This window comes from Acinetobacter sp. LT1 (genome assembly GCF_059800965.1).
Genome location: NZ_JBBAXE010000004.1, coordinates 226,777 through 251,698, shown reverse-complemented (window position 1 = coordinate 251,698; position 24,922 = coordinate 226,777). Strand labels below are relative to the sequence as shown.

The 24,922-nt window shown below is 39.0% G+C and carries 24 protein-coding genes and 4 tRNA genes; 7 read left to right on the top strand and 21 right to left on the bottom strand.

Annotated features, from left to right (window positions below):
- Positions 1-35 precede the first annotated feature (35 nt).
- Positions 36-677, bottom strand: a complete 642-nt coding sequence (locus WBW42_RS05850) for a fumarylacetoacetate hydrolase family protein (protein WP_005078301.1) — start codon at positions 675-677, stop codon at positions 36-38.
- Positions 678-716: 39 nt separating this feature from the next.
- Entirely contained in the window at positions 717-1,214 is a 498-nt protein-coding gene (locus tag WBW42_RS05845) for a YcxB family protein (protein ID WP_005804627.1), read from the bottom strand.
- 223 nt (positions 1,215-1,437) lie between these two features.
- On the opposite strand from WBW42_RS05845, the gene WBW42_RS05840 reads away from it, so the two are divergent.
- The gene (locus tag WBW42_RS05840) at positions 1,438-2,130 is read left to right on the top strand and encodes a nitroreductase family protein (RefSeq protein ID WP_032057390.1); all 693 of its coding nucleotides are present in this window, start codon (positions 1,438-1,440) and stop codon (positions 2,128-2,130) included.
- 115 nt (positions 2,131-2,245) lie between these two features.
- Here the strand turns inward: WBW42_RS05840 and WBW42_RS05835 are convergent.
- Positions 2,246-2,322: transfer RNA gene (locus tag WBW42_RS05835), tRNA-Arg, on the bottom strand.
- Between the two features lie 88 nt (positions 2,323-2,410).
- Positions 2,411-2,530 carry a hypothetical protein gene (locus tag WBW42_RS05830; RefSeq protein ID WP_147548252.1) on the bottom strand — a complete coding sequence of 40 codons (120 nt, stop codon included), beginning with the start codon at positions 2,528-2,530 and terminating at the stop codon, positions 2,411-2,413.
- A gap of 372 nt (positions 2,531-2,902) precedes the next feature.
- Here WBW42_RS05830 and WBW42_RS05825 point away from each other — a divergent pair, with 372 nt between their 5' ends.
- On the top strand, positions 2,903-5,080 hold the full coding sequence (locus tag WBW42_RS05825) for a beta strand repeat-containing protein (protein WP_032070615.1): 2,178 nt from the start codon (positions 2,903-2,905) through the stop codon (positions 5,078-5,080).
- Positions 5,081-5,144: 64 nt separating this feature from the next.
- Here WBW42_RS05825 and WBW42_RS05820 read toward each other — a convergent pair whose 3' ends face one another.
- The 4 genes from WBW42_RS05820 to WBW42_RS05805 all read right to left on the bottom strand — a co-directional run bounded on the left by WBW42_RS05820 (position 5,145) and on the right by WBW42_RS05805 (position 6,137).
- Positions 5,145-5,738: an HAD-IB family hydrolase gene (locus WBW42_RS05820; protein WP_032057386.1), complete on the bottom strand. Its 594-nt coding sequence runs from the start codon at positions 5,736-5,738 to the stop codon at positions 5,145-5,147.
- Between the two features lie 105 nt (positions 5,739-5,843).
- Positions 5,844-5,920: transfer RNA gene (locus WBW42_RS05815), tRNA-Arg, on the bottom strand.
- A 39-nt stretch (positions 5,921-5,959) separates the two neighbouring features.
- A tRNA-Arg gene (locus tag WBW42_RS05810) sits at positions 5,960-6,036 on the bottom strand.
- 10 nt (positions 6,037-6,046) lie between these two features.
- A tRNA-Ser gene (locus WBW42_RS05805) sits at positions 6,047-6,137 on the bottom strand.
- A gap of 261 nt (positions 6,138-6,398) precedes the next feature.
- On the opposite strand from WBW42_RS05805, the gene rnr reads away from it, so the two are divergent.
- The 4 genes from rnr to WBW42_RS05785 all read left to right on the top strand — a co-directional run bounded on the left by rnr (position 6,399) and on the right by WBW42_RS05785 (position 11,699).
- Positions 6,399-8,816 (top strand): ribonuclease R, encoded by a 2,418-nt coding sequence (gene rnr / locus WBW42_RS05800; protein ID WP_005078314.1) that lies wholly within the window; start codon positions 6,399-6,401, stop codon positions 8,814-8,816.
- A 135-nt stretch (positions 8,817-8,951) separates the two neighbouring features.
- A complete protein-coding gene (locus WBW42_RS05795; protein WP_032004796.1) occupies positions 8,952-11,006 on the top strand; it encodes a M3 family metallopeptidase in 2,055 nt (684 codons plus the stop codon).
- 40 nt (positions 11,007-11,046) lie between these two features.
- A complete protein-coding gene (locus WBW42_RS05790; RefSeq protein ID WP_032057385.1) occupies positions 11,047-11,256 on the top strand; it encodes a YheV family putative zinc ribbon protein in 210 nt (69 codons plus the stop codon).
- 11 nt (positions 11,257-11,267) lie between these two features.
- Positions 11,268-11,699 carry a hypothetical protein gene (locus WBW42_RS05785; protein WP_032057384.1) on the top strand — a complete coding sequence of 144 codons (432 nt, stop codon included), beginning with the start codon at positions 11,268-11,270 and terminating at the stop codon, positions 11,697-11,699.
- 169 nt (positions 11,700-11,868) lie between these two features.
- Here WBW42_RS05785 and WBW42_RS05780 read toward each other — a convergent pair whose 3' ends face one another.
- From WBW42_RS05780 to WBW42_RS05760, 5 genes are all read right to left on the bottom strand, one after another.
- Positions 11,869-14,079, bottom strand: coding sequence for a TRAP transporter large permease subunit (locus WBW42_RS05780; RefSeq protein ID WP_032057383.1), 2,211 nt, complete (start codon positions 14,077-14,079; stop codon positions 11,869-11,871).
- Between the two features lie 179 nt (positions 14,080-14,258).
- Complete coding sequence (gene rrtA / locus WBW42_RS05775) at positions 14,259-14,834, bottom strand: rhombosortase (RefSeq protein WP_005078319.1); 576 nt, start codon at positions 14,832-14,834, stop codon at positions 14,259-14,261.
- An 84-nt stretch (positions 14,835-14,918) separates the two neighbouring features.
- Entirely contained in the window at positions 14,919-16,007 is a 1,089-nt protein-coding gene (locus tag WBW42_RS05770; RefSeq protein WP_032057381.1) for a hypothetical protein, read from the bottom strand.
- Between the two features lie 770 nt (positions 16,008-16,777).
- On the bottom strand, positions 16,778-17,167 hold the full coding sequence (locus tag WBW42_RS05765) for a hypothetical protein (RefSeq protein ID WP_032057380.1): 390 nt from the start codon (positions 17,165-17,167) through the stop codon (positions 16,778-16,780).
- A 6-nt stretch (positions 17,168-17,173) separates the two neighbouring features.
- Positions 17,174-17,431 (bottom strand): FAD assembly factor SdhE, encoded by a 258-nt coding sequence (locus WBW42_RS05760; RefSeq protein WP_002117064.1) that lies wholly within the window; start codon positions 17,429-17,431, stop codon positions 17,174-17,176.
- 188 nt (positions 17,432-17,619) lie between these two features.
- On the opposite strand from WBW42_RS05760, the gene WBW42_RS05755 reads away from it, so the two are divergent.
- Positions 17,620-18,792 carry an acyl-CoA dehydrogenase family protein gene (locus WBW42_RS05755; RefSeq protein WP_032057378.1) on the top strand — a complete coding sequence of 391 codons (1,173 nt, stop codon included), beginning with the start codon at positions 17,620-17,622 and terminating at the stop codon, positions 18,790-18,792.
- A 50-nt stretch (positions 18,793-18,842) separates the two neighbouring features.
- Here WBW42_RS05755 and WBW42_RS05750 read toward each other — a convergent pair whose 3' ends face one another.
- From WBW42_RS05750 to secY, 8 genes are all read right to left on the bottom strand, one after another.
- A complete protein-coding gene (locus WBW42_RS05750) occupies positions 18,843-20,333 on the bottom strand; it encodes a flavin-containing monooxygenase (protein WP_032057377.1) in 1,491 nt (496 codons plus the stop codon).
- Positions 20,334-20,514: 181 nt separating this feature from the next.
- Complete coding sequence (rplQ, locus tag WBW42_RS05745; RefSeq protein WP_002049717.1) at positions 20,515-20,892, bottom strand: 50S ribosomal protein L17; 378 nt, start codon at positions 20,890-20,892, stop codon at positions 20,515-20,517.
- Positions 20,893-20,910: 18 nt separating this feature from the next.
- Positions 20,911-21,918, bottom strand: coding sequence for a DNA-directed RNA polymerase subunit alpha (locus tag WBW42_RS05740; protein WP_002116730.1), 1,008 nt, complete (start codon positions 21,916-21,918; stop codon positions 20,911-20,913).
- A gap of 17 nt (positions 21,919-21,935) precedes the next feature.
- Positions 21,936-22,562, bottom strand: a complete 627-nt coding sequence (rpsD, locus tag WBW42_RS05735) for a 30S ribosomal protein S4 (RefSeq protein ID WP_000135204.1) — start codon at positions 22,560-22,562, stop codon at positions 21,936-21,938.
- A gap of 12 nt (positions 22,563-22,574) precedes the next feature.
- Entirely contained in the window at positions 22,575-22,961 is a 387-nt protein-coding gene (gene rpsK / locus WBW42_RS05730) for a 30S ribosomal protein S11 (RefSeq protein WP_001040166.1), read from the bottom strand.
- 19 nt (positions 22,962-22,980) lie between these two features.
- Positions 22,981-23,337 (bottom strand): 30S ribosomal protein S13, encoded by a 357-nt coding sequence (rpsM, locus tag WBW42_RS05725; protein WP_000090816.1) that lies wholly within the window; start codon positions 23,335-23,337, stop codon positions 22,981-22,983.
- Positions 23,338-23,443: 106 nt separating this feature from the next.
- Positions 23,444-23,560 carry a 50S ribosomal protein L36 gene (gene rpmJ, locus WBW42_RS05720; RefSeq protein ID WP_000867907.1) on the bottom strand — a complete coding sequence of 39 codons (117 nt, stop codon included), beginning with the start codon at positions 23,558-23,560 and terminating at the stop codon, positions 23,444-23,446.
- A gap of 20 nt (positions 23,561-23,580) precedes the next feature.
- Positions 23,581-24,900 carry a preprotein translocase subunit SecY gene (gene secY, locus WBW42_RS05715; protein WP_014207743.1) on the bottom strand — a complete coding sequence of 440 codons (1,320 nt, stop codon included), beginning with the start codon at positions 24,898-24,900 and terminating at the stop codon, positions 23,581-23,583.
- Between the last annotated feature and the right edge of the window lie 22 nt (positions 24,901-24,922).

The following is a 24,922-nucleotide window of genomic DNA, read 5'->3' as shown; positions in this document are numbered from 1 at the left end:
TAATAGGGTTTTTTATTGGCAATTTTAAGAATGGGTTATGCTTTTACAAAAGTTTCCCATGCAAAATCTTGCGTTGCACCTTTTAATGTCATTTTCAACTGATCGCCTGCATGTAATGGCCCAACCCCAGCAGGTGAACCTGTCATAATCACATCACCTGGTTCTAGTGAAAAAACCTGATTAATATCAGTTAAAAGTTCACCAATAGTAAACATTAACAGTGCAGTATTACCATCTTGACGCAATTCATCATTAATATGGAAAGTGAATTTGGTCTCTTGCCAATTGGTAATTTCTTTTGTATCAACCCAATCGGCCAAAACACAAGCACCATCAAAAGCTTTAGCTCGCTCCCATGGGTGGCCTTTACTTTTCAGATCATTCTGTAAATCACGCATTGTTAAATCAAGACCTAAAGTTACTGCCCCAATCGCTTTTAATGCTTTTTCAGGATCTGTTTCACCTTTCAAAGGTTGATCAATACGTAACACCAACTCACATTCAAAATGGCAACTGCCCCACGCTGGATTCCAAGAAATACCGTCATTTAAACCAATCAAACTACTCGGTGGTTTAATAAATAATATAGGGCTGTCAGGCATAGCATTATTTAATTCTTTGACATGATCGGCGTAACTTCTGCCCACGCAAACGATTTTTGAAGGACGTGTATTCATGAGGCTTCCTTTGTTGTTGCAGCTAATAATTCCAATAATTTATTTCTTAAATGTATTTTCAAATATGGTTTGATCTGAAACCTGTGCAAATGCGCGCTTTGGTACAATAATTACAGTTTTATTCTTTAGCTCAAGCATGTAGGTCAATTTACCTTTAGCAAAAGTTTGCACATCCGTATATTGCATCACCTGCTTACGACCATTGGCATAAAGCTCAAAGTAATCTTGATATAAGTCGATTCCCTGCTCACTCTTTCCAAACTGGTAACGGACAAATTGACGCTTAAATAACATAGGTAAAAGCCAGTAACGCATCAGGCCTTGCATCACCAGAAAAAATACGCCTAACCCGACATAATATCGTCCAACCCCAGAGAGACCTAAATAAAATCCCCAAATAATAATTGCGATACTAATTGCAGGTGTAAGAAAACGGGTAAATTGCTTTTTCCCAAATGTCACTAATGAAAATCCATCTTGTGACTCTTCTAAATTCAAATAGTAACGTAAAGATAAAGCTGTTTTTTGCTCAGTCATTGCACTGCATCAATACTCAATAAATCGAAACTATTAGAGCATATTCATTTCAGCTTTAAAATGAATCAAAGGCTATTTTTTATTTTGTTTAAAAGTAGAGCTTATTATGAGATTCGAAGATCAACTACGTTGCATATATAGAACGTAGATTCATATTTTTTGAGCTTATTTCAGTTTTTAAAATTTCTACAATAAGAGCATCACCTTCTTAGTGGAATGTCTCATGTCTTTCTTTGCAAAATTATTTGGCTTAAATCAAAAAGCAACAGTCTCAAAAGATGTGGTTACTCAAGCCACTCAAGAGTTCCCTCTTTTTAATCAGCCAAGCTTTTTAGAATTAATTAAAAAACGTCGTTCTATTTATTCGATCGGGAAAAACTTACAACATACTCCTTCGGAGATTGAAGGGTTAATTCAAGAAGCGGTCAAACATAGCCCTTCAGCATTTAACTCTCAGTCATCTCGCGTTGTAATTTTATTTAATGACTCTCATCAAAATTTCTGGAATATTGTTTTAGATGTATTAAAAACTATTGTTCCTTCCGAAGCACTAGCGGGAACTGAACAAAAAATTCAAAGTTTTGCAGCGGGTGCTGGTACAGTTTTATTTTTTGAAGACCAAGATGTGATTAAAGGTCTACAAGAGCAATTTGAATTGTATGCTGATAATTTCCCAGTCTGGTCTGAACACTCAACAGCAATTGCACAATTTGCAGTATGGAATGTATTGGCTGAACAAGGTATTGGAGCTTCTTTACAACATTACAATCCAATTATCGATGAGAAAATTAATGCTGCTTTTGATATTCCTGCTCAATGGAAACTAAGGGCCCAATTAGTATTTGGTGCAATTGAAGGCGAAGCAGGTGAAAAAGCTTTTATTGAAGACAAAAGCCGTTTTAAAACATTTGGCTAATTTTTTTCAACTTCAAATCATTTAAGAGCTGGTTGCCATGAGAGCACTAGCTTTTAAATTAAAATAATAAAAAACAGGCACAAAAAAACCGCTAGATAGCGGTTAATTCTTCAAGTGGTGCGCTCAGAGAGATTCGAACTCCCGACCCCTTAGTTCGTAGCCAAGTGCTCTATCCAGCTGAGCTATGAGCGCGTACTTGATGTTGCGCATTATACGCATTTTTTAAGGCTTAGGAAGCCTTTTTTCATCTTTCTGTCATCAAACGTCTAGTTCTTAGCCATCACTCTAGTTTACATAGCTTTATAGCTAAAATTATTGAAACTTTGCTCACCAAAGATGTATCTGAAATATTTTTTTTCAAATAAGTTTTATAGAGTTTTTGAAGCTTTTTGCCATCTATCTAGAAGATAAAGGCTACTGTTTTAGTCAACATTATATAAATAATATATTTCTGGTTGAACCTAACCATTATAAGACTGTTTGAAATTTAACTATGATAATGCTTCAAATAAGTGAAAATATGATTAAAAAAATAATTAGTTAAAATTATATAATATAAAAATTATTATTATTTTTATGTCTAAATTAAATAAATTATTATTTCTTTAAATATTATTTAACAACAAAAAATGTGACTAAAAATACACATTGACAGCTTTTGAGATCTAACCAATACTAAATCGCAATTATTGAGATACACATCTCATTAATTATAAAGCGCAATAAATAATACTTACTTAAAAATACAAAATTATATAGGAAATAGACCAACATGTTCTTACTAACAAACCTCGTATCTTCGATATCAAAAATTACTCAAGATTTGGGTAATATTGTATCGGTGAACACTACTGTAACTGGTAGCTCTTCTATTGAAGGCCAGATATCAACTTCTGGTTTACTTTCAGATACTCTATCTACAGTAACAAATACCCTTACAACAACCACAACAGGCCTTGTTTCTGATGCCGTTGGTACTGTTACTGGCAGTATCGGTTCTACAAGTCCTGTAGACACAGTAACTAATATTATTGGCGGAGTAACTGGCGGTATTGATCTTGGAACTTCTCCCATTGCTCCAGTTATTGACGTTGTTCAAGGTGGCATCGACATTCTTCAGGGTGTTGAAAGCCTAAAAACTGAAATCATCAACACAGGTATCGACACTGTTGCTGATACTATCATTGGTGTCCTTCCTCAAACTGAACACCCTGTTTCTGAAATTGCTGATCTTGGCACTCTAACTTTCGAAACTTCTCGTGACACAGTAAATGGCACGCTTGAAGTCATTTCTGATCTAGTGGGTGGAGACATTCAAGGCGCAACTGAGTCTGCTACTGGTGTCGTTGAAACATTAATCACTAATGGTACAACTGCGACAGGTATTGTTACTGACGTTGTCGGAAGCATTACAGACGTCGTTGGTGGTGTAACTGGTGGCGTTGATGGCAACCCACTTGAAGTAATTACTGATATTATCGGCGGTGTAACTGGCGGTGTTGATGGTAATCCGCTTGAAGTAATTACTGATATTATCGGTGGTGTAACTGGTGGTGTTGACGGTAATCCGCTTGAAGTAATTACTGATATTATCGGCGGCGTAACTGGCGGTATCGGTGATGGCACATCTCCAATCGCTCCAGTCATTGATGTCGTTCAAGGCGGCATTGATATTCTACAAGGTGTAGAGAGCCTAAAAACTGAGATCATCAATACTGGTATCGACACTGTTGCTGATACTATTATTGGTATTCTTCCACAAACTGAATATCCTGTTTCAGACCTAGCAGATCTTGGCACTTTAACTTTCGAAACTTCTCGTGACACAGTAAACGGTGCACTTGAAGTTGTTTCTGATTTAGTTGGTGGTGATATCCAAGGTGCTACTGAATCTGCTACCGGTATTCTCGATACGCTGATTACAAATGGCACAACTGCTACTGGAATTATTAATAACATTATCGGCGGCGCAACAAGTGGTGATAGCCCACTTGGCGTGGTAACCGACATTATTGGTGGTGTAACTGGCGGTGTTAGTGGTAATCCTCTTGAAATCGTAACTGACATTATCGGCGGTGTAACTGGTGGTGTTGACGGTAACCCGCTTGAAGTAATTACTGACATCATCGGCGGTGTAACTGGTGGTGTTGATGGCAACCCACTTGAAGTAATTACTGACATTATTGGTGGTGTAACAGGTGGTATCGGTGGTGGAACTTCCCCAATCTCTCCAGTGATTGATGTTGTTCAAGGCGGTATTGATATTCTTCAGGGCGTAGAAAGCTTAAAAACTGAAATTATCAACACTGGCATTGATACAGTTGCAGATACAATTATCAGCATTCTCCCACAAGCAGAACATCCTGTTTCTGAACTTGCAGACCTCGGCACATTAACTTTCGAAACTTCTCGTGACACAGTAAATGGCACGCTTGAAGTCATTTCTGATCTAGTGGGTGGAGACATTCAAGGTGCTACTGAATCTGCTACCGGTATTCTCGATACGCTAATTACAAATGGCACAACTGCTACTGGCTTAGTAACAGAAATCATTGGTGGATTGACAGGAACTATTGGTGGGGTTACTGGTGGAGATAGCTCACTAGGCTTAGTCACTGATTTACTTGGCGGTTTAACTGGTAGCGTAGATGGTAATAGTCCTCTTGGCTTAGTGACCGACCTTCTAGGCGGCTTAACTGGTGGCGTTACTGGCGGTACAGACAACCCCCCTATCGGCATCGTAACAGATATCGTGGGTAGCTTAACGGGCGGTGTGACTGGTGAAGGCGGATTAGATGTTATTTCTAATTTACTAGGTGGATTAACTGGTGGTAGCTTACTCGGTGGTGTAACTTCGACAGTATCAAGTGTAACTAATACAACGCATACTATCGTACCTACATCATTACTTACCGATAACTTCTTAGAAAACTCTTTCAATACTGTTTAATATAAGTCATTAAAATAAAGCCACTTATTACAAGTGGCTTTATTTATTAATATATCTTTAAATATTAATTCATTTCTTCCCATCTATAATATTTCTTATGCGCCAGCTCTAACATTGCATAATCATTAGGTGTATCACCATAAGCATAAATTGTAGAATACTGAGTTAAATCATATTTGTTTTTTATTCTATTTACTTTTTCTAAATAACCACAATCACCATTAATAAAATCACCTGTCAAAATACCATCACGTATTTCAAGTTGATTACATATAACCTCTAAATCTAAAGATTGGCACCAGCTTTCTAAATAAACACCTAATGATGCAGATACAACCACAACCTGATCACCTTGTTGTTTATGCCAAAGAATACGCTCCAAAGCATTTTGACGCACACAGGTAGGAAGGACATTTTTAGCAAACTCTTGTCCCATATATTTTAGGGAATCTGCATCATAGCCCACGTATCCCACCTGACAGAGTTTAGTTCGGATAGTTTTATCGGTTACCCATCCAAGCTTATAACCCGCTATATAAGGTGCAAGTCGAATACCACCTAGTATTTGAGTTTTTTTATTTAAAGAAAATTTAAGGAATAGACTGAATGTATCGTTATGAGTGATCGTGCCATCAAAGTCAAATAAAGCTAAGTTCATTTATGATTATCTCTAATATAATTAAAAAGTTATAAATTTAGATTTTTTAAAGTACTAAAAAACAGGCACAAAAAAACCGCTATAAAAGCGGTTAATTCTTCAAGTTGGTGCGCTCAGAGAGATTCGAACTCCCGACCCCTTAGTTCGTAGCCAAGTGCTCTATCCAGCTGAGCTATGAGCGCGTAACTTGTGTGCCTTTCAGCGATTCGTTCTATTTTACTTGGTGCGCTCAGAGAGATTCGAACTCCCGACCCCTTAGTTCGTAGCCAAGTGCTCTATCCAGCTGAGCTATGAGCGCATTAAGTAAATGGCGGTGAGAGAGGGATTCGAACCCTCGATACCAGTAATAGGTATGCTTCCTTAGCAGGGAAGTGATTTCAGCCACTCATCCACCTCACCGGAACGAGCCGCCATAATACAAACTAAAACCCTATTGTTCAAGTCATCATAGTGAAATTTTCTTGTTTTTTAGTTCAATGAATTATTTTTTAAGCAATTTTCTCATTATTTTCGTCTTTTTCGATCAAACGCTTGTTAAGATAGATATTATTTCTTCATCAAAATACTGTAGTGCATAACACATTATTGCAAACCTAAACGTGCAGTTCGGGTCTGCATGACTTATGCTAAACTTATCTGCCAAGCGTGAAACCAAACGACATGACAAAAAACTGGGCTGACCCCGAAGCGAAAGCTGAAGCTGAACGTTATGACAATCCTATTCCAAGCCGTACTCTTATTTTAGATACATTGGAACAATTGCAGACACCGCAATCTCATGCAGAACTTGTCGATCATTTTAATATTCATGACCAAAAAAGTATTGAAGCACTCAGTCATCGCTTAAGTGCTATGGTTCGTGATGGTCAAATCATGAAAGACGGGTTTAAATTTCAGTTGGTGGCAGATCAACCGACCTATGAAGCAACTGTTTATATCAATAGTAAAGGTTTAGGCACAGCGCATATCGATGGTCAAAGTGACCTTTTACTTCCTGAACGTGAATTACGTTTAGTCTTTAACGGTGACCGAGTTAGAGTGCGACAGACTTCAGTTGATCGTAAAGGCAAACCTTGGGGATTTATCACAGAAGTTTTACAACATCGTGTTAAACAATTAATTGGTAAATTGTCGGTTCACGATGGCGAATATTTTATTCAGCCCAACAATCCAAATCAGCACCAGCCTATTCCTTTAGAAAAAGAACTGGTAACACATGCTGAAGCAAATGTTGGCGATATGCTACGTGTCGCAATAGACAGCTATCCGACTCGTGAAGAATTTGCGACGGCGCATATTATTCAATCTATGGCCGACAAAGCTGATACAGAAATTATTATTCCGCAGACTATTCTTGAGTTTGGCTTACCTTACGAATTTCCAGATGAAGTTATAAAAGAAGCTGAAAGCTTTAAAGAACCATCTGCTCAAGACCGTGAAGGCCGCATTGATTTACGAGATTTAGCATTAGTTACGATCGATGGTGAAGATGCTCGAGATTTTGATGATGCGGTTTATGCTGAAAAACGTCCAGGTGGCGGTTATCGTGTAGTGGTCGCAATTGCTGATGTTAGCCATTATGTACGCTTAGACTCAGCCCTCAATGAAGAAGCTGAGGAACGTGGTACTTCGGTATACTTCCCGCATTTCGTATTACCGATGCTACCAGAGGCATTGTCAAATGGCTTATGCTCTCTAAACCCTCATGTAGACCGTTTATGTATGGTCTGTGACTTGAAACTCTCTCGTACAGGCCGTGTAACTGGTTACGATTTTTATCCATCAGTGATGCATTCAAAAGCACGTTTGACCTATACACAGGTAGCACAATATTTTGACGGCGCAACAGATGCGATTCCAAAAGATCGTGATGTTCATAAATCTTTAAATACGCTTTTCCAGCTTTATCAGATTTTGAAAAATTTACGTGCTGATCGTCATGCAATGGAATTTGAAACCATTGAAACCTACATGACTTTTGATGAGCTAGGCGGGATTAAAGAAATTTTGCCACGTACACGTAATGAAGCACATAAACTTATTGAAGAGTGCATGTTACTTGCTAACGTTGCTGCGGCTGAATATGCATTAGAACATGATGTTCCAATGTTGTATCGCGTGCACGAAGCTCCAGAGTTCTCACGTATTCAGAAAGTAAAAGACTTTGTTAAATTACTGGGGCTACCCTTCCCTGACCAACCAACTCAAGCAGACTATCAAAGAGTAATTGAAGCAACTAAAGATCGTATTGATGCACCAAGTATTCATGCCGTCTTATTACGTTCAATGATGCAAGCTTATTATGGCGCAAAAAATGCAGGGCACTATGGTTTGGCTTATGAAGCTTATACGCATTTCACTTCGCCAATTCGTCGTTACCCAGACCTATTATTACACCGGGCCATTAAAGCTCACTTGAAACAAAAGCCTTATCCACTCTCTGGTGCTGCACTAGATGATGCAGGTGAACATTTCTCTCAAACAGAGCGCCGTGCTGATGAAGCTTCTCGTAGCGTAACGACGTGGTTGAAATGTCACTACATGCAGCAGCATCTAGGTGATGAATTTATTGGTATTGTAAGTGCGGTGACCGAATTCGGTTTATTCGTGACACTGAAAGATTTATATGTCGATGGCATGATTCATATTAGCCAACTCGGCGATGACTTCTTTATTTATGACCAAGCGAGTCAAAATCTAGTAGGTCAAAATCGTGGTCAAGTCTTTGGTTTGGGCGATGAAGTTAAAATTCAGGTTGCTGGTGTCAATCTGGAAGAACGTAAAATTGACTTTCAGCTCATTAAGCAAGTTACCCATGCAGGCCGAGTAGTTCGTAGCCGTGCGCCGCGTACGACTAAAACTACTACGCAGGCGACTGAAGAAGTTTTCAGTAAACCAACTGTCAGTAGTGATGGTGAGCGACCTGTTCACAAAAAGAAAGAAAAAAGTAAGCCAAGTTCTTACACCAAAAAATCTGGTAAAAAAACCTCAGCAAAAGCCGAGACTAAATCAGAAAAGGTGAAGAAAAAATCTAAGCCTAAAAAGAAAAAGTCGAATGCAAAATCAAAGGCTGAATAGTGAGTAAATAATTATCACGTTTCAAAAATAAGTCTCCAATAGGAGGCTTATTTCTTTTTAAAAGGGGTTATTTTACACATTAAGCTTGATTTCCGACTTGAGAGGACCTACATCTAATACCATGTTTAAAAAATAATGTGGCTATTAGCAATGACTTTACAGCAAGCGACTTTACCAACTCCGCGTTTTGACCAAATTGAATTAGAAAATTTAAAACAAGACATTCAACAAGCGATCCAAGCAGGTCAGGAATTTTTAAATACTCTTACGGCTGCACCTACAGATGCAGCTCAGCAACTTGCCGTACTTGAGCAAGTCGATACGCTTGAAAATAATCTAAGTGAATCATGGGGCGTTTTATCGCATTTAAACGCTGTAATGAGCAATGCAGAAACGAGAGAAGTCTATCAATCTTTATTACCAGCATTAAGTGAATATTACACTCAGCTTGGTCAACACACGGCGCTTTATCAAACCTATCAACACATCCATGATGGTCAAGGTTATAGCTCTCTTAGCCCTGCACAGCAAAGTGCTATCCGTCTAGCTTTACGTGACTTTAAACTTTCAGGTGTAGCCTTAGAGGGTGAAGAGAAAAAACGTTATGCAGAGATTTCTGCGCGTCTTTCACAGCTTTCTTCTGATTTTTCAAACCACGTACTTGATGCAACACAAGCTTACTTTAAACCACTTACCGAAGATCAGCTAAAAGGTCTTCCAGAAAGTAATATTGAGTTATTAAAACAGTACGGCAAACAACGTGAACTTGACCAAGCTGTAGCAACCCTAGATTTCCCAGCATATTTTGCAATCATGACTTATGCAGATGACCGTGCATTGCGTGAAGAGCTTTATAGAGCTTATGTGACTCGCGCATCTGATCAGTCTGAACAAACTGAGTTTGATAACAGCAAAATTATGGAAGAAATTTTGAGTCTTCGTCAGGAAATGGCGAAACTACTTGGTTTCAATAACTATGCTGAATATTCTCTGGCAAGCAAAATGGCACCAGACGTAAAAACAGTACATGAGTTTTTGGTTGACCTAGCAGAGCATGCGCGTGCTCCTGCGCTTCAAGAAGTTGCCGAACTTCAAGATATTGCTAAACAAGATGGTGTTGATGAGCTTAAACCTTGGGATACAACTTACTATTCTGAAAAGCTTAAACAGCAACAATTCAACTTATCTCAAGAAGCATTAAAACCTTATTTCCCTGCACCTAAAGTTATTCAGGGATTATTCCAGATTGTGCAGCGTCTATACGGCATTAACATTATTGAAAGACAAGCACCTGTCTGGCATCCAGATGCACGTTATTTTGAATTAGAAGACCAAGGTCAAGTGATTGGTGGCTTCTTTTTTGACATCTATGCACGTACAGGTAAACGTGGTGGCGCATGGATGAACGGCTTCCGCTCGCGCATGCAAACACTTCATGGCTTACAAAAACCAATTTGCTATATGGTGTGTAATTTTACTCCTCCTGTAGGTGACCAACCTGCTTTATTGACTCATGACGAAGTGATTACTTTGTTCCATGAGTTCGGACATGGTTTACATCATATGTTGACCGAAGTAGATAATATCTCGGTTGCAGGAACTCATGGCGTTGCTTGGGATGCGGTAGAACTACCAAGCCAGTTTATGGAATTCTGGTCATGGGATAAAGAAAGTCTAGATGTATTAAGTGAACACATCGATAGTAAACAGACTTTGCCACAAGAATTACTAGATGCTTTATTAAATGCTCGATTCTTCCAATCTGGTATGCAAACTTTACGTCAGCTTGAATTTGCATTATTTGACTTGACCATTCACACCAAAACGCCAGCCCTGAACAGTGAGCAAATTCAGCAAACCTTAAACGATATTCGTAAGCAATATGCGGTCGTTCCTACTGTCGACTACAACCGCTTCCAACATAGTTTTAGTCATATTTTTGCTGGCGGTTATGCCGCAGGTTATTACTCTTACAAATGGGCAGAAGTCTTAGCGAGCGATGCATTTGATCGTTTTGAAAATGAAGGCATTTTTAACACTCAAACGGGTAAAGAATTCCGTCAGGCAATTCTAGCTGTGGGTGGAAAAGACACTGCGCTTGAGGCATTTGTTAATTTCCGTGGACGCGAGCCTAAAATTGACGCATTGTTACGTCATCAAGGTTGGACGAATGACAACAAAACCGCTTAAACTATGGGCCTAAATTGATCGTGTGGTTAGGGTGATAAAGATGAAAAAACGTTTCATTGCTGGGGCAAAATGTCCAAAATGTGAAGCCATGGATCGAATTGTCATGCTAACCACCGCAGAAGACGAATGGATTGAATGTATCGAATGCGGTTATAGCGAAAATCGTCCGACTCATGTTGATGATCCTGAAACACCTGCTGAACCGGATGAAATTGGGGTAATACAGTTCAAGCCACGTCGTCCCGACTAAAGGTCTTAAACATGCCACTACAAAGAAAACAAAACTCAAAATTATTATGGATTTTAATTGGGGGCTTAAGCATTCTCGTAGTGCTTTTTTTTGCAGCGCAATGGTTTTTTAAAAAAACCGAGTCGTCAGCACCACTGGTTGATCCACAACCTGTCTCGACTCCTGCTCCTGCTAAACCGAAACCAGCTGACCCATTATCAAGTTCTGAACCCTTAGCTGAAAATGCAAGCTCTCAGCAACTTGTCAGTGAAAATGTGCTTAAAGAGCCTGTCCCTGCACAAGAGTCTTTAGCAAAAGAAGAAGTATCTAAACTTGAAGATATTCATCGCCAGCTAAAAGATCAGGAAGCCACCTTAAAAGCTCAGCATGCAGATGCGGATCAACTAACTAAACTCAAAGAAGAACAAGTTAAATTGCTAGAAGCTCAGCTTAAACAGCAATAGTTTTTCAATGAACTCTTAAAAAAGCTAAAGCTATCCATCTTTAGCTTTCTAATTTTAAGAAGAAAATTAGATTGTTATCGAACGCAAAATACTCATATTGTATCATCCAAAAAAGCACCCTCTTTAAGAGGGTGTTTTTTAATCAAGATATTTACTTCAAATTATTAGATTAGTGATACCAACCGAATAATTTAAAGAAGTAAGGTGCATAAGCAATAATAAGCATTGCAGGCACCATTACAATTAGTGGAAGTACCCATCGCTCGAAGCGGTAGAAGAATGATTTATGACGAACTTCTGTATCTGCTTCAGATACCTCATCGTCGCCAATTGCTTGTCTGGCCAATAAGTGGTTTAAAGCAACTGGAGGAGTAATATAGCCAAGCTCAAAACCAATTAAAGCGATCATCCAGAAATGCACAGGATCAATTCCGTATTTATATGCTACGGGTGCTACGGTTGCTGAAATTAAAATAACAGCACCGAATGGATCCATGATCATCCCAACAAATACCATGAGAATCACAATCAAAGAGATCACAACAAATAGACTATTAATATCTGTTGGGAAAGCCTCCATAATTTCGATTCGTTCCAAGAATCCACCGACACTTACAGACAATGCCATTAGAATAACTAATGCACCAATATGTCCAACAGTTTCACTTGTAGCTGTGTGTAAAGCTGATCGGAAAGAAACTCTACGCTCAGGATTACGTGGATCATCTGTAGACTTTACTTGAGGTACAGGCTGAGAACCATCGGCTGGAGCAGTATAAACATTAAGGGTACTATCCCAATGACCGACTGGTGCTAACGGAGCAGGCTCCCTACGTAACTTATCAAATAGCACCATTAGTAATAAGATTACAGGCATCATGACTGGTGCTGTGAACTCATTCAAATCTGTTGCCAAGGCATGCTTGTAAAACAACCAGATTAGGATAAAAATAACAATATATGGCGATACAGGAACAAAAGCGCGTAAGGATTTAGGAAATGCTATTTTTACTGGTGCAATACGAAATTTTTGCTCAGCAAAAAATAAAGAAACTATTAAAAATAAAGTTGAAGACAGCAGAAATGTATATATTCCATAGTGATATAACAAATCTGTTGTGACTTCTTTATTCAAAGACGCAACAACAACAATCAGCAAACATGGTCGTAACACAACACCTAATGAACCAGACATAGCTGTTGCTGCCAAAGCGAATTGACGGCGACCACCTGCATTCCAGACTTCTTTATAAATAATTGCACCGGCTGCAATAACGAAGATACCCGAAGCCCCTGTATAAGCTGTAGGTAAAGCTGCTGCAATTAGAATTAACCAAGTTAAAGTTTCAGGTGCTAGATTCCAAGGCCGTAGTATATTAAGAAATAAATCAACTATGCGTGTTTGTTTAAGTAACATACCTGCCCATATAAATAGAGCAAGATTTAAAAAGATACTTGAGAATTCAACCAACTGTCCAAGGTAAATACCTTGTCCCATTGGATAATCCATAAAGAAAGTAAATGCAATACCAGTAATAATTGCCATATAGGCATAAAGTGGCACACTTAAGAAAGCAAGCCCAAGATTTCCCCCCTCTTTCGTCGGAGTTGGAGATTTAATCAACTGAAATAAACTGATTAATGTCAAAATCGCAAATAACGTAATCCATAACCAGTAAATCACTTGCATTTCAATTGCTACAGGCACCCCCGAACCCGTTACCGAACGATATTGACTAATCGTTGATGATGTTAAAAGACCATTAGCAAATAACATCGCAATTGAATATACACGAAAATCAATTTTCGTTGCTGGGCTACGTAAACCGATATGATGTGTCTTCAATGTCGCAGTTATCGCGGCCAAAACAACCATCACAACTAAAAGCATTGCCCTATTTTCAGTACCAAATTTAAAGAGGCCAAAAAAAGAGGTTTCTATTGTTCGATACGTACGGATACTTGGATGTGCATCCATATAAGCGATTGCTTTATCATAGAACTGATATTTTTCATCACATTGTTGCTGCGCTGCGAGTAGTGATGCACGGACATCACTTTCCGATGCTGCACCAAAGAAACTCGCGAAATCATCAGACGCGTTCGCTTTCATTTGTTCTTTTACTTGAGCTTCGATATTTGGATGTCGATCACAAGTTGGCTTTTCAGGCTCAGCACGCAAAAAAGAATATTGCATACCTGTAGTAGGGTCGCCATAAAGACGTTCCCCGATACGTAATAATTGTCCGTGGATCATTTCCCCGGTACCAATAATTAGCGTCATTAATAGCAGAATGAGGATGACGAATGTTGAGATCCATTCGTTCCAGATATAACCCAGCAGACCTAATCCAGATCTTTTTTCTTGATGTTCTTGCATAAATATTCCAATTTTGTTCTCTCAAGTCCCTAAAAATTAAAGAATTGAGTCATGCAATTTTTCTTGGTCAGGGGTTAAATCCATCCCCCTTCTACCAATCCCTTTATTCAACGATCAAATTTGCATCAAACTTTATTAATAAAGAATGACTAAAATCTCTTTTTTAACAGTTTGTATTGTCAATGTTTCTTTTTTAATCTCTGGAAAAGCCAATAGCATCCTCCAAAGATTGCGCCACCAATTGCTCCATATAGGTGAGCTTCAGTTAAAACTGGACTCCCTATTAACTGAGCGGTCCCTGTTTGCCCAAAAGTGTTTTCCCATATAAGTTTAGCAATAATTAACCCTAAAACCAGCAAAGCAAAATTTCGCTCTTTACGATATTGCAGATAGACTAAAGCAACCGCTGTATATAGCCCATGTAAGACACCAGATAGGCCCGCATAAGCTTCGATATAAGGTAAATAAAAGTAGAACACCAAACTAATAAAAGGTGGCAATAGCAAAAGTAGACTTAGAAGATGCCATGCTTTTGTATGCGGAAAGATAAAGGGTAAACAGGCGAATGCCATCATATTTAAAAGGAAATGAACCCATCCAACGTGTACCCAATGTGCAGTCCATAAACGCCAGAATTCGCCAAGTAAACTTTCGCGCCAATAAATAAAAGTATCAGGAAACACCTGTAGACAAGCAGATATGGAAATGCACACTGCGACCAGAAGCACTTTACTATTCAGTACATGATCCTTCATGGCACACTCCTTGAAATTAAACTTCTTACGATTATTGTAGAACTTAACAATAGACTCGCAAGAAGTTAGCCTTTCAAATATTCTTTACTGCGCTGCTGGTGGAGCAGATGAATCAGCAGGAACTTCAGAAGCGGCGCCCCCATCAAACAACTCATCTAGCTCTGCTGCACCTTCATTCTTATCATCCCAGAAATGAGACATGCCATCATCTCCAGTACGTACACCAGTATGCTCAGTCCAATAACGATCAGAGATACCACGTACAATAAGGCCAGCCATACTATCGATTAACTTAAAGTTAGGATTGACAGGTTTGTCATCAGCTTGAGACGCTGCATAAGATCTTAATGCATCACGGATTTTTGCATCATCACCGCTTGCTTGAGCAGCTACGGCATATAAGGCATGAGATAGGCGAACACCTTTTTTCTCACCAATCTGAGTTGACTGTTTTAAAGTTTGGTATGGATCAGGTTTCCCTTCATCAGCACCTGGTAATAAAGTCCAGATAACAGCACGCGTTGCATTAGGTGCGCCCCAGAATTTTTCATTATCAAGACAAACCATGCCACGCTCTACAATAGCAGCAATATCTTTAGGAACATTGACTGCGCCGCCTGAGTTAATATCGTTGGTCACAGCCTGAAGACCACTGATCATGCCAAGTAAATAAACGGTTTGATCAGTATCATTACGCATCGTTGGGCAAGAGTCACCTAAGTGATATTTATATTTAGATTCCCAACGATCAGCAAATAACTTATAGCCAGTATACTGACGTTCAGCTGCAATTGCTGCCCAACGCTTCTGTGCAATACGTGCATCTTGGGCTTCTGTCACTTGACCTGCTTTTGAAGCACGTAAATAACGCAGTTCTTGTTCTAAAGCTTGATTTTCCGCACATACACCTGATGCTGCATACATTAATACTGCAACACGTGTCGGATCTGCACCCATCCCTTTGGTAGACATGATTGCAGGCGTTAAAGCACTACCGGTGTTACATACCATTTCAGCATCTTGCATTGCCAAAATAGGTGGAACGACGTGCTTTTCCGTAAAACCTAGAGCAACATTTGCTCCGGTTTTCACGACGTATGAACAACCTGATAAAACTGAAGCTGCAAGAAAACTCACCGCCAAACCTTGGCTTATTTTTTGGACTTTAGACATCTTCCTGTCCTCTATGTAATTTGTTTTTTCCTTTTCAGATGTACATTAGCAGATGCATATCTTGAATAAAAGAGTAATTACTCTAATTGTAGCGCTTATACTTTGACACACTTCACAGCAGATAAAATTGACAGTTTTTCGAGGAAACACAAATTTTAGGCAAAAAAAAGTAGCATTGCGACGGTTCAGCACATGCTACTTATTAACTGGGATAAGCTTTTAACGGCTTATATTATTTTTGTTCTATATAATCCTTAAGTAAAGTTCCTGCTCTTCCTACTACTACAGCCATAACAACTGCAATTAACAGAAACATCCACATTGAAATCTCCATGAGAGACCTCCTTACTACAATCGCACCCAGTTATAAACTGGACACTTGATGAAATTAATCGATTAACCAATTTTAATAATTGACTGATCGACGACCTTGCATCCTCTGTCTCTTAACCTTGTTAAAACTAACTTTGTTAAGATGTTCCCTGAGTAAAGTTCCTGCTCTTCCTATCACCACTGCCAGAATGATGGCAATGACCAAGAACGACCATGTTGGCATCTCCATTTTGAGACCTCCGACACACTTTACGTTGGTGTTTGTACTTTAACCGATCAAATAGCTACCTATAGGCAAAATTGTCAGACAATCATATTTCCTTGGCTTTTTTCTATATTTTAATTAGACAATCTGAAGTTTAATGAAGAAAAAAATTATTAAGTTTTTGTTTTTTATAATTTTTAAATAAATATACAATTGTAGAATTGTCTAACAATTAATAGAGTTTTTCTAAAACTTTTAATCTTTTCCACTGCTGAATAGGAAGCTGATCGAACCAAACAATAGCTATATTCGTAGGAGTTTCTTCAAGATAAATAACCACAAACAACTGATAATCAATTATCTTAGTAATTTCCCCACAGTAAATTTCTTTTTTCGAAAAATATGCAACCGACCATAATTTTTGATCTAAATATTCAATTTGAGATATTTGTGCTTGCTTTAGAAAGAAAATAAAACCAATAAACAGAAGAATGACAGCACATAGCCACCATATCGGTGTTAATAATTGATAAAGCAGGATTGCTAAACCCAAACCAACAAAAAGCTGAAATATTACCGAGACACGGCTATATTTCAGCTCAAAATTTAATTCTTTTATCAAAACAGTTTAGCCATGCACATACTGTTTTAGTTTATAAATAAATTCACGTAACTCAGTACGTGGAGGTTCAGAAACTTCCATGAACCAATCTAATAAATCTGGATCTTCTTGATCAACCAACTCTGCAAATAATGCTTTTTCAGCCGGATCAGCTTTTAAATAATAATTTTTTACATACGGGTCAAAATAGACGTCAATTTCTTTTAAGCCGCGGCGTGCTCGATAAATTACTTTACGTTCTTCCAAGGTCATTTCGTCAGACATTTACGTCCCCATCTGCGTTGATAGTGCGCCTAGTTTACCTGATCACATCCTAAAGATCGCTAAAAATATCAAATTGACCAAATTTATCATCTTGTCTGCATAATTGAGCATTCATCACATTGTGAGGCATGAAATGCTTACGTATGTTTAGGGTATAACATCACACCTGAACCAAGGAAGAAATACAAATGCAATCTGGTGCCATCCGTCCTATTCCAAATATGTTACCGAGACAATTATTCAATGAAGAACACGAAGCCTTCCGTGAGACAGTACGTAAATTCTATGAAAAGGAAGTCGTTCCCAATATAGAGAAATATGAAAAACAGCAACATGTTGACCGAGATCTTTGGAATAAAGCTGGAGAATTAGGTCTTCTTTGCACCACAATGCCAGAGCAATATGGAGGCTCTGGGGTAGATCGCCTATACAGTATGATTCTTATTGAAGAACAAGCATATGCGATGGACTCAAGTACTGGTTTTTCTCTACATTCTGATATTGTTGCTAATTACGTTAATAATTTTGGTAATGAAGAACAGAAACAAAAATGGTTACCAAAAATGGCAACTGGAGAAGTTGTTACTGCTATTGCAATGACTGAACCAGGCACTGGTTCAGATTTACAAGCGGTACGAACCACCGCCGTACTTGATGGTGACGAATATATCATTAATGGTTCTAAAATTTTTATTACAAATGGCTACTTATGCGACATGGCTGTAGTCGTTTGTAAGACTGGTAATAGTGATAAAGGATCGGCGAACTTATCCTTAATTATTGTAGAAGCAGACCGTGCTGGTTTTAGTAAAGGTAAACCTCTAAACAAAATTGGTATGAAAGGCCAAGATACCTGCGAACTCTTTTTTGATAATGTTCGTGTTCCCAAAGAAAACCTTTTAGGCATGGAAGGTATGGGCTTTATCATGCTCATGAAAGAATTAGCATGGGAACGAATGTTAGTTGCTATTATTTGTCAGGCAGGTGCTGAAGCAGCATTTGCACATACTGTTCAATATACAAAAGATCGTAAGGCGTTTGGTAAACCTATTGGCGCATTTCAAAATACGCGTTTTAAACTTGCTGAACTTAGAACAGAAATCGATTTCTGCCGGACATATTTAGATCGTTGTATGGAATTACAACTTGAAGAAAAATTGAGTGTAGAAGCTGCAGCTGCTGCTAAATATAAAATTTCTGATATGTTCTCGAAGATTGTAGATGAATGCCTTCAATTGCATGGTGGTTATGGCTATATGCTTGAATATCCAATTGCACGTGCCTACATTGATCATCGAGCAAATAGAATTTATGCAGGTACAAATGAAATCATGAAAGAATTAATTTCAAGAACACTTTAATAGTTTCATAAAAAAAGGGGCATTACGCCCCTTTTCTTATTTAACACGACTTAAGATACTAATTTTGGTTTACGCTCATTTGCTTCAGAACGCTTATGAAAATGAAGAATGCCATCTTCAAATTTTGCATTTTTCAAAGACTTTCTATCTTCTAAATAGTTATTAGTCACCTGCCATGGAGCACGCTTACCTTGTTTAGGAAGTTCATGTGCTGCACGGTTAATATAACCTGAAGATAGTTTACCCATTACAGTATCTTCTTCCATCACAGTCTTATCACCCGATGGAATCACTTCATCATAACTATTTTTGTCCATATAGTTTAATAAGCGACAAATATATTCGGCAGCGATATCTACTTTGAGTGTCCATGAGGCATTCACATAGCCAATAATCATCGCCATATTCGGCACATCACTTAGCATTATGCCGTTATAAAGCATATGTTCAGATGAGTTGATTGGTTTCCCATCAAGAGTAGCCTGAACTCCACCCATAATCTGAACCTGTAGTCCTGTTGCAGAAACAACGATATCAGCATCAAGATGTTTGCCAGATTTAAGTAAAATACCTTTTTCAGTAAATTTCTCGATCTGATCAGTTTCTACACTTGCTTTGCCTTCACGTAAAATCTTAAACAAGTCCCCATCTGGCACTACACATAAACGCTGATCCCAAGGATTGTATGAAGGTGTAAAATGCTTCATATCAACCTTACCTTTAAGCTGCACTTCAATTGCTTTTAAAAGTAAACGACGTACAGTTTTAGGATGTTTCTGAGACAACGCATAAATAGCACGCTGCATACCAATGTTGCGGGCACGGGTAAATTTATAAGCTGCCTCTTCAGACATAAATTTACGCGTTTTTTCATAGATGAAATCGATAGAAGGAACGCTAGCAATATACGTTGGTGAACGTTGCAACATGGTCACATGACCTGCCCCACCTTTAGCCATTGCTGGTACTAAAGTAATCGCTGTTGCACCACTACCAATAATAACCACCTTTTTACCTGCGTAATCTAAGTTTTCAGGCCAATGCTGTGGGTGAATGAGTTGCCCTTTAAATGCTTCTTGATTTGGGAAAGAAGGTGCATAACCCTGATCATAATTATAGTAACCTGTACAACCTACAACAAAATTGGCAATCCAAGTCTGCTGTTTTTTATTGCTATCTTCGACTACAACCTGCCATTTTTTTGAAGCCGAATCATAATTAGCAGAAAGTACGCGATGACCAAAATGAATTTTTTCTTTTAATTTAAAATCATTAATTACTTCACCTAAATATCCTTTAATAGAAGCACCATCAGCTAATACATTCGCTTTACACCATGGTTTAAAGTTAAAACCAAAGGTAGACATATCTGAATCTGAACGGATGCCAGGATAACGGAAAAGATCCCATGTTCCACCAAAAGACTCGCGACGTTCTAAAATCTCGAATTGTCGTTGTGGTGAATTTTTTGATAAATGGGCAGCGATTCCGATTCCTGAAATACCTGCGCCAATGATTAAAATATCAACTTGCTTTTCCATTTTATTTTTATACCCATTGTTGAGAATATAAGTTTATTAAAACACAATTTTGACAATACACAATGTCAAGTTTGACCGTTTATCTACTTTTTTATGTCACTTGAGGACATTTTTATAATTTATTTTTTGACTAGAAATAAAAAAGACCGGTATAAAACCGGTCTTTTTTGAATAAAATCAATTATTCAGCTGAAGTGTTTACTTCACGATCTACAAGCTCAACGTAAGCCATCGGTGCTGCATCACCAGCACGGAAGCCCGCTTTAAGAACACGTAGATAACCGCCGTTACGTTCTTTGTAACGAGGGCCGAGTACGGTAAATAATTTACCAACAGTTGCAGCATTACGAGTACGAGCAAATGCTAAACGACGATTTGCTACAGTATCGTTTTTTGCTAGAGTGATTAAAGGCTCAGCAACACGACGTAATTCTTTAGCTTTAGGCACAGTTGTTTTGATCAACTCGTGTTCAAATAAAGAATTAGCCAAGTTTTGGAACATCGCTTTACGATGGCTGCTTGTACGGCCTAATTTCACACCACTATTACGATGACGCATGGTGATAGTCCTACTTAATTAACGGCTACGATAGGCAAAACGGTCGTCCATACGAAGACTAGCTGGTGGCCAGTTTTCAAGACGCATACCGAGTTGTAAGCCTTTCGATGCCAAAACATCTTTGATCTCTGTTAACGATTTTTTACCAAGGTTAGGAGTTTTTAACAACTCAACTTCAGTACGTTGAACAAGATCACCAATGTAGTAAATATTTTCTGCTTTCAAACAGTTAGCAGAACGAACAGTAAGCTCTAGATCATCTACTGGGCGAAGCAAGATTGGGTCAACTTCTTCACGAGGCTCTTGAGCAACTGGAGTTTGGTCTTTCTGAAGATCAACAAAAATTGCAATTTGTTGTTGCAAGATTGTTGCCGCTTTGCGGATTGCTTCTTCAGGATCAACCGTTCCATTTGTTTCGAGGTCGATTACCAGTTTATCTAAATCGGTACGTTGTTCTACACGCGCATTTTCAACGGTGTAAGAAACACGCTTAATCGGGCTATAAGAAGCATCTAATTGCAAACGACCAACCGGACGTGTTTCACCTTCAGGGAAACGAGAATCAGATGTTTCATAACCACGACCTTGAGCAACTTTCAAGCGCATTTTTAATGAGCCTGAAGCACTTAAAGTACCGATTAAATGTTCTGGGTTAACCACTTCAACATTATGAGGTAAACGAAGGTCAGCAGCAGTAATATCGCCAGGACCTTGTTTTTCTAATGTTAAATATGCTTCATTTTGATCGAACAGCTTAATAGACAATCCTTTTAGGTTCAGCAAGAGCTCGACGATGTCCTGCTGCAAGCCTTCTAAAGTACTGTACTCGTGCTCGACACCTTCTATTTCTACTTCAACCACAGCAGCGCCAGGTAAAGAAGACAATAGAATGCGACGTAAAGCATTACCTAGAGTGTGGCCAAAACCACGCTCTAAAGGTTCTAGAATCACTTTTGCCGAGGTCCCGCTTACCGCTTCGACCTTGATCGCTTGCGGAGTTAGAAACTCGTTTGCAGTACGCGTCATTATTGCTACCTCAAGGATTATTTAGAATACAATTCTACAATCAAGCTTTCGTTGATTTCAGCAGGTAAATCAGAACGATCTGGTGCAGCTTTAAACGTACCTTCAAGCTTAGAATGATCAACTTCGATCCAAGCTGGAATACCACGTTGTGCAGCTAACTCAATCGCGTTTTTAATACGCAATTGTTGTTTAGCACCTTCGTGAACCGCAATTACATCACCAGCTTTAACTTGAATAGATGCGATGTTTACACGACGACCATTCAAAGTAATGCTACGGTGACTTACTAACTGACGAGCTTCTGCACGTGTAGAACCAAAACCCATGCGATAAACAACGTTATCAAGACGGCTTTCAAGCAATTTCAACAAGTTCTCACCTGTTGCGCCTTTAACACGAGCTGCTTCTTTATAGTAGTTACTAAATTGACGTTCTAACACACCGTAAATACGACGGACTTTTTGTTTTTCACGTAATTGTAGTGAATACTCAGATTGCTTACCACCGCGTGCCTGACCATGTTGACCAGGTGCTTTGTTAGCTTTTTTAGTTTTGACGTCAAATGGTTTAACGCCAGATTTAAGTTGCAGGTCTGTCCCTTCGCGGCGAGAGAGTTTGCATTTTGGACCAATATAACGAGCCATGAATGTTTCTCCTTACACGCGACGTTTTTTAGGTGGACGGCAACCGTTGTGAGGAATTGGAGTCACATCGGTAATGCTGTTAATCTTATAACCCACTGCGCCTAATGCACGAACCGCAGACTCACGACCTGGACCAGGACCTTTTACAAGGACATCCAGATTTTTCAAACCGTAATCTAAAGCTGCTTTACCAGCAACTTCAGCAGCTACCTGAGCAGCAAACGGAGTTGATTTACGTGAACCACGGAAGCCTTGTCCACCTGAGGTGGCCCAAGCCAATGCATTACCTTGACGATCAGTAATCGTAACAATGGTGTTATTAAAAGACGCGTGAATGTGTGCAACACCTTCAGAGACGGTACGAGTGACCTTCTTGCGTGTGCGAGTATCTTTAGCCATCTTTTAGCTTCCAGAAATCTTACTTTTTAATCGGTTTGCGCGGACCTTTACGGGTACGTGCGTTAGTTTTGGTGCGTTGACCACGGACAGGCAAGCTGCGACGATGGCGAAGGCCGCGGTAGCAACCCAAATCCATTAAACGTTTAATGTTCATGGAAATTTCGCGACGTAAGTCACCTTCGGTAGGAACCTTAGCAACTTCTGCACGAATCGCATCAAGCTGAGCATCGTCCAACTCACGGATCTTAGTAGTTTCAGTAATACCAACTGTAGCTAAGATATTCTTAGCAGTGTGGCGACCGATACCAAAGATGTAAGTGAGGGAGATAACAGCATGCTTGTTATCCGGAATGTTTACACCGGCAATACGAGCCATTCACTTTCTCCAAAAAGGCAGTAGAGATAATCAACCGCCCCACAAAAATCTTGAGGGGCGGATATTAACCCAATTCGCCTACTGAAATCAACAGGTCTTGATTAGATTAACCTTGACGCTGCTTATGACGAGGTTCTGCGCTACAAATTACGCGAATAACCCCATTACGACGGATAACTTTACAGCTACCACAAATTTTCTTTACAGAAGCTTGTACTTTCATGATGAAACCTCTAAGTGCGCTTATCCCTTAGGATGAGCAGTCGTTTTTCTCATTAATGTTTGATTGTCATATTGATGAGATGTTAAATGCGCTTGTAGCTGAGCCATAAAGTCCATAACCACGACAACTACGATCAATAATGAGGTACCACCCAAATAGAATGGAATCCCAAAAGAGCTTTGTAGAATCATTGGCATTAAACAAATGACCGTAATATAAATCGCACCAATAAACGTCAAACGATTAAGAATATGATCTAAGTAACGAGCAGTTTGCTCACCTGGGCGAATACCAGGCACATAAGCTCCGCTGCGTTTTAGATTTTCTGATACTTCCTTAGGGCTAAATACTAAAGCCGTATAAAAGTAACAGAAAAAGATAATTAACGCACCAAAGAGCACCAAATACAAAGGCTGTCCAGGCGACAATACTAAAGCTAAATCTTGTAAGCTGCTTTTAATAAAACCAGCATTTGGATCTGCACTTCCCACCCATTGACCAAGACTTGCCGGGAACAAGAGTAAAGAACTTGCAAAAATCGCAGGAATAACACCCGCCATATTAATTTTTAATGGCAAATGCGTCTGCTGTGCTGTAAATATACGACGCCCTTGTTGCTTTTGCGCATAGTTTACTGGAATGCGACGTTGTGCTTTTTCAATAAACACAATAGCTGCCAATACACCTAAAGACAAAAGACCAAAGATTACAAGACCAATTAAACTTGTCTGACCATTATCTACAGAAGAAACTGATTGCATAATTAGTTTAGGCAAACCAGCGACAATACCTGCAAAAATAATCATTGAGATACCGTTACCAATACCTCTTTCAGTGATTTGCTCACCTAGCCACATTAAGAACATAGTTCCAGCGACAAGTGAAGTTACTGCTGGGATGTAAAACGCAAGACCAACTGACAGAGTAATACCCTGACCAATCAAACCTGCGCACATACCAACTGCTTGAACCACTGCAAGCAACAATGTGCCCTGACGTGTATACTGATTAATTTTACGCTTACCTTGCTCACCTTCCTTTTTCAAGGCTTCAAGTGATGGAATTACAGTAGACATTAACTGCACAATAATTGACGCAGAAATGTACGGCATAATCCCTAAAGCAAGAATAGACATTCGCTCTAAAGCACCGCCAGAAAACATATTGAATAGCCCAAGAATAGTTCCTTGGTTCGCATGAAATAAATTTTCTAACGCAGCATTATTAATGCCTGGTACTGGAATATGCGCTCCTAGTCGAAAGACCAGCAATGCACCGATTAGAAAACTCATCCGGCGAATAATTTCACGGTATTTCACATGAAATGGCTGACCTTTCATCATGTTGACATGACCTGAAGAA